The 4,488-nt window shown below is 65.8% G+C and carries 8 protein-coding genes; all 8 read left to right on the forward strand.

Going from position 1 to position 4,488, the window contains the following annotated elements; genetic code table 11:
* Positions 1–269 precede the first annotated feature (269 nt).
* The 8 genes from WBQ44_RS19420 to WBQ44_RS19455 all read left to right on the forward strand — a co-directional run bounded on the left by WBQ44_RS19420 (position 270) and on the right by WBQ44_RS19455 (position 4,449).
* Complete coding sequence (locus tag WBQ44_RS19420; RefSeq protein WP_495568302.1) at positions 270–980, forward strand: haloacid dehalogenase type II; 711 nt, start codon at positions 270–272, stop codon at positions 978–980.
* A 272-nt stretch (positions 981–1,252) separates the two neighbouring features.
* Positions 1,253–1,402: a hypothetical protein gene (locus tag WBQ44_RS19425; RefSeq protein WP_495568303.1), complete on the forward strand. Its 150-nt coding sequence runs from the start codon at positions 1,253–1,255 to the stop codon at positions 1,400–1,402.
* 63 nt (positions 1,403–1,465) lie between these two features.
* Positions 1,466–1,918, forward strand: coding sequence for a hypothetical protein (locus tag WBQ44_RS19430; RefSeq protein WP_495568304.1), 453 nt, complete (start codon positions 1,466–1,468; stop codon positions 1,916–1,918).
* Positions 1,911–2,390, forward strand: a complete 480-nt coding sequence (gene mce1N, locus WBQ44_RS19435; protein ID WP_495568305.1) for a transport-regulating membrane protein Mce1N — start codon at positions 1,911–1,913, stop codon at positions 2,388–2,390. The genes WBQ44_RS19430 and mce1N overlap by 8 nt, the downstream gene beginning before the upstream one ends.
* Complete coding sequence (locus WBQ44_RS19440; RefSeq protein ID WP_495568306.1) at positions 2,387–2,626, forward strand: hypothetical protein; 240 nt, start codon at positions 2,387–2,389, stop codon at positions 2,624–2,626. Before mce1N ends, WBQ44_RS19440 begins: the two co-directional genes overlap by 4 nt.
* A gap of 16 nt (positions 2,627–2,642) precedes the next feature.
* Positions 2,643–2,924 carry a metal-sensitive transcriptional regulator gene (locus WBQ44_RS19445; protein ID WP_495568307.1) on the forward strand — a complete coding sequence of 94 codons (282 nt, stop codon included), beginning with the start codon at positions 2,643–2,645 and terminating at the stop codon, positions 2,922–2,924.
* A gap of 28 nt (positions 2,925–2,952) precedes the next feature.
* Complete coding sequence (locus WBQ44_RS19450) at positions 2,953–3,156, forward strand: heavy-metal-associated domain-containing protein (RefSeq protein ID WP_495568308.1); 204 nt, start codon at positions 2,953–2,955, stop codon at positions 3,154–3,156.
* A gap of 105 nt (positions 3,157–3,261) precedes the next feature.
* On the forward strand, positions 3,262–4,449 hold the full coding sequence (locus tag WBQ44_RS19455; protein WP_495568309.1) for a PQQ-dependent sugar dehydrogenase: 1,188 nt from the start codon (positions 3,262–3,264) through the stop codon (positions 4,447–4,449).
* The last annotated feature ends 39 nt before the right edge of the window (positions 4,450–4,488 follow it).

Genomic DNA, 4,488 nt, shown 5'->3' on the forward strand with positions numbered 1-4,488 from the left:
CGAGGACACGACGTGGACGGCCGCACTCGACGCCGGATGGACCGCCACCGAACTCACCGAAGCGTTCGCTCACCTCGCGGCGAACCTGTTCACCAACTACTTCAACCACTACGTCGGCACCGAACTCGACGTCCCCGCCGCACCGCAACTTCGTTCGTAAGCACCGAGGACTTTGCCGTCGGTACGGTCGAGGCGACGCGGCAGTTGCACGCGCGCCGCTCGTCCGGCCCGGCCGGACCTGACTCGTGGAGGTAAGGAACGTGAGTGTCGTGCCACCTGACTTGGGGGCCGAGGACATCGGCGCACCCCCATTCCGCCGCCCGCAGATCATCGTGTTCGACGTCAACGAAACTCTGTCCGACATGACCTCGATGTCGGCTCGGTTCGCCGACGTCGGAGCGCCCACGCAGATGTCGTCGCTGTGGTTCGCAGGCCTTCTCCGTGACGGCTTCGCCCTGGGTGCGGCGGGTACGTCGGCCACGTTTTCGGACATCGGATCCGGGCTACTACGGGTCATGCTCGACGAGGTCGCACTCGATCGACCTCTCGACGATGCGATCGAGCACATCATGAACGGGTTCGCGGGTCTCGACGTGCACCCTGATGTGACTGTCGGTGTCGAGACGTTGTCGACCCTCGGGATTCGATTGATCACCCTCAGCAACGGCTCCACCGGCGTAGCCGAAACACTGCTCACCTCGGCCGGGGTGCGCAGCCACTTCGAGACGCTGCTGTCCGTCGACGCGGCCGGTGCATGGAAACCTTCCCCCCACTCATACGAATACGCACTCGACGAGTGCGGTGTCGATCCCGGCGATGCCATGCTCGTGGCTGTCCATCCCTGGGATATCGACGGAGCACACAGGGCAGGCATGGCGACTGCCTGGCTCAACCGCACCGGAGGTCCGTATCCGCGGTACTTTTGTGCACCGGACATCGAGATAGCCTCTCTCGCTCAGCTGCCACGTCGTCTCTCCTGACATCGCGCTTCACAATCAATCACCCAGGTGCGGTACCGATCGACGATCGATGCACACCGTGATCACAAAGGTGGGCACTGCAATCTCCTTCTGAAACAGTGCCGTCGTCTTCTGAAACTGACAACCAGCGTGTCCCGTCGGCGCAGGTGTGAGAATAGATCTGACAACTGCGGCCGCGACGTCGTCGCTCCGCTCGCTGTCTCCACCCGGACCCGCGCACGCCCCGCAGTGTAGCGTGATGGGTGTCACACCCGCTTGGCCCGAGGAGTCGTATGCACCCGCACGCGGAGCGCCCCGAACGCACCGAGCGCCCGGTACCCGTCGAGCACGGCGTGACCCGAGAGCTCATCATGATCGCCTCGGTTGTCGCGATGGGCATCCTTGCCGCCGTCGCGATCACTCTGCCCGCGCTCGCAGGCTGAGCTGAACCCCCGTCGCCGCGGGCGCGGGTGTACGGGCTTCGTCGAGGCGTGCAGTATGGACGCGTGCAGCATGGACGCAACGATCCCGACGCCACACCCAGGCGCCCCCGCGTGGTTGCCGTGGCGTACCTGCTCTGGCTGGCCGCGGCGGTGGCACTCGTTCTCGTCGCTTTGCTGACCCTCACCGTGCCTGCCGACCAGTTGCGAACGTCGTTGGACGGTCAAGGCGCCACGGCCGAGGAGATCGACTCGTACCTCTCCACCATCCGCGTGGTCGGCGTCGTGTCCGCGATCCTCGGTCTCGTACTCGGATTTCTGTCGGGCCCGGTGCGTGCCGGGCACGCCGGTATCCGTCGCATCCTCGTCGCCCTGTCGGTGCTCGTTGCGACGCTGCTGCTGTTCGTCGCCTTCGGGATGATGCTGTTCCAAGAACTCGTCGTGGTGGTGATCGCACTGCTGGCAGCCTGCGCGCTCGTCTATCGCCCCTCGGCTAGGACGTGGTTCGCCCATGAGTGAGTCGGTCGACGCCGATGTGCTCTTTCACGAACCGGGTGCCCGCTGGCGTGCCTTGGCGTGGGGTCCCGCCATCTGTGTGATCGCGTTGGCGATCGAAGTGCTCACCGGGCCGGTCGTGCACTGGTTCGCCCTCGCGCTGTTCGCGCTGCTGCTCGCCGGGTTCACCTACGTTCAGATATCGGCTGCACGGAGACATGTCAGTGTCGAACTCACCTCGACGCATCTGCGGCAGGGAACCGAAACGGTGGACGTCGCCGACATCGAGGCAGTCCTGCCTCCGGCGGATTACTCCGATGGCAACTACGAGCTCGCGAAGTGGGAGTCGGCGCGCGTGCTCGGGGAGCTCACCTCGGTACCTCGACGTCGCAGCGGGATAGGCCTTCGGCTCGTCGGCGGCGGAACGGTACAGGCATGGGCAAGGGACGACGAAGGACTGCGCGAAGCTCTGGGGGCAGTGGTGGGGAAGCGATGAGGCGACTGGCCGATGTGGTCGGTGCGGCCGTGCTGCTGGTGCTGGCCATCGTGTGTTGGAACCGCGGCGTCACCGAACGCGTCTTCGCCGCCGTCCCGGACGGTGCGCCGGAATTCGTGTCGACGCACTACTCGGGCTCGTGGATCGGTGCCGCGACAGTGTGCGTCCTGATTGCCCTGCTGCTGATGACCAACGCTGCGCGCACCACCGTCCGTGGACGTTCCCATACCCGGTAGGGGTATGGTGGTCGGTATGAGCAGTTACAGCACCGACCAGGACGATCTCTTGAAGAGACTGCGGCGTATCGAAGGCCAGATCGCCGGCATCTCACGCATGGTGGCCGACGATCGGTATTGCATCGACGTCCTCACCCAGGTGTCGGCGGCCACCAAGGCGCTGCAGTCCGTCTCGCTGAAACTGCTCGACGCCCACCTCGCGGGCTGCGTCGTCGAAGCAGCCAAGAAGGGCGGCCCCGAGGCGGACGCCAAGGTGAAAGAAGCATCCGACGCCATTGCGCGTCTCGTCCGATCCTGACACCGACCTGAGAAAAGGAATCATCGTCATGCAGAACGACTACATCGTCGAAGGAATGACCTGCCAGCACTGCGCCACCTCGGTATCGGAAGAAATCTCCGACATCGCCGGCGTCACCGACGTTCAGGTGGACGTCGACTCGGGCAAGGTCGTCGTCTCGAGCGACTCCGCGCTCGACCGCGAAGCAGTTGCCGGCGCCGTCACCGAGGCGGGCTACCGACTCGCATCTTGACGGGAGGCGGGCTACCGACTCGCATCTTGATTGGGGTTGACGACGAGCTGGTTGTGGTACAGGTCATACGCCAGCTCTTCCTCGACACTCATCAGGAGCGCCTACGTGAACAGACTGCTGACCGGCACCGGGATCCTCGTTTCCAGCGTGTGCTTGACCATTGCGTGTTCGACGGGAGCGGTGGCGCAGCCCAGCCCCTCCCTGCCGAAGCTCGAGGTGACCGTGGAGTTCGACGGTCTCACCAAGCCCTGGGATGTGGTGCAGGCACCCGATGGCACCATATTGACCGGTGAACGCAGCGGCCGCTTCGTCGTCAAACGCCCGGGTATGGACGCGGCCGATGTGGCGGCCGATCTGAGCGATCTGTACGCCGAAGGCGAGACCGGGTTGATGGGTATCGCGTTGGCAAACGACTTCGAGCAGTCGCGTGCGCTCTACACCTGCCAGGGCGTGCTCGGCGGCGGCAGCGGCGCACCCGGTACTGGCAGCGCCGATCCGGGCAGCGCCGGCGGAGGCGGCAGCAACTCGATCGCGGTATTCCGTTGGACCGTCGACGAGAACTGGCAAACCCTGACCCGCGAACGAGCCGTCGTCGAGAACATCCCCGTCGCCGACAACGGGCGTCACGGCGGCTGCCGCATCCTCGTCGCACCGGACGACACCCTGTTCGTCGGAACCGGTGACACGGCGCGGCCGACGGTGCCGCAGGATCGAAACTCGCTCGGCGGCAAGGTGCTTCACGTCAACCCCGACGGCACGGCCGCAGCCGACGCGCCGGGACGCGTCTACACCCTCGGGCACCGCAACGTGCAAGGGCTTGCGTACCGGCCCGGCTCGAACCAGCTCTACGAGGTGGAGCAGGGCCCGGATCGCGACGACGAGTTCAACCTGCTGACGGCCGGCGGAAATTACGGCTGGAAGCCGGACCGCACCCCCGTCATCTACGACGAATCGGTACCGATGACCGACCCGGCGCGAGTGCCCGGCGCCATCGGAGCCGTGTGGAGTTCGGGCGATTCACCGGCCATCGCGACCCCGGGCCTCACCTTCGTCGACGGGGCACAGTGGGGCGAATGGGATGGCGCCGCCGTCATCTCCAGCCAGCAACGGGAAAAGCTCGTCTTCCTGAGGTTGAACGCCGACGGCACGGCAGTCGAGGACGAAGTCTCGGCGCTCGAAGGCGCTGAGGGCCGCCTTCGTTCGCTCACCTCGACCGGCGACGGAACATTCCTCCTGACCACCGACAACGGCAACGGCCAGGACAAAGTCCTGCGCGTCACCGCCGGGGCTTGATCTACCCCCCGGTGACCGCTGGGGCCCGACCCACCCCCG

The organism is Rhodococcus sp. (in: high G+C Gram-positive bacteria), from assembly GCF_049591685.1.
Taxonomy (GTDB): Bacteria; Actinomycetota; Actinomycetes; order Mycobacteriales; family Mycobacteriaceae; genus Rhodococcoides.

Bases quoted from the DNA above. Each gene is read 5' to 3' on its own strand.
- WBQ44_RS19425 (WP_495568303.1), top strand. From the start codon at position 1,253: ATGCACCCGCACGCGGAGCGCCCCGAACGCACCGAGCGCCCGGTACCC.
- WBQ44_RS19445 (WP_495568307.1), top strand. From the start codon at position 2,643: ATGAGCAGTTACAGCACCGACCAGGACGATCTCTTGAAGAGACTGCGG.
- WBQ44_RS19450 (WP_495568308.1), top strand. From the start codon at position 2,953: ATGCAGAACGACTACATCGTCGAAGGAATGACCTGCCAGCACTGCGCC.
- mce1N (WP_495568305.1), top strand. From the start codon at position 1,911: ATGAGTGAGTCGGTCGACGCCGATGTGCTCTTTCACGAACCGGGTGCC.
- WBQ44_RS19440 (WP_495568306.1), top strand. From the start codon at position 2,387: ATGAGGCGACTGGCCGATGTGGTCGGTGCGGCCGTGCTGCTGGTGCTG.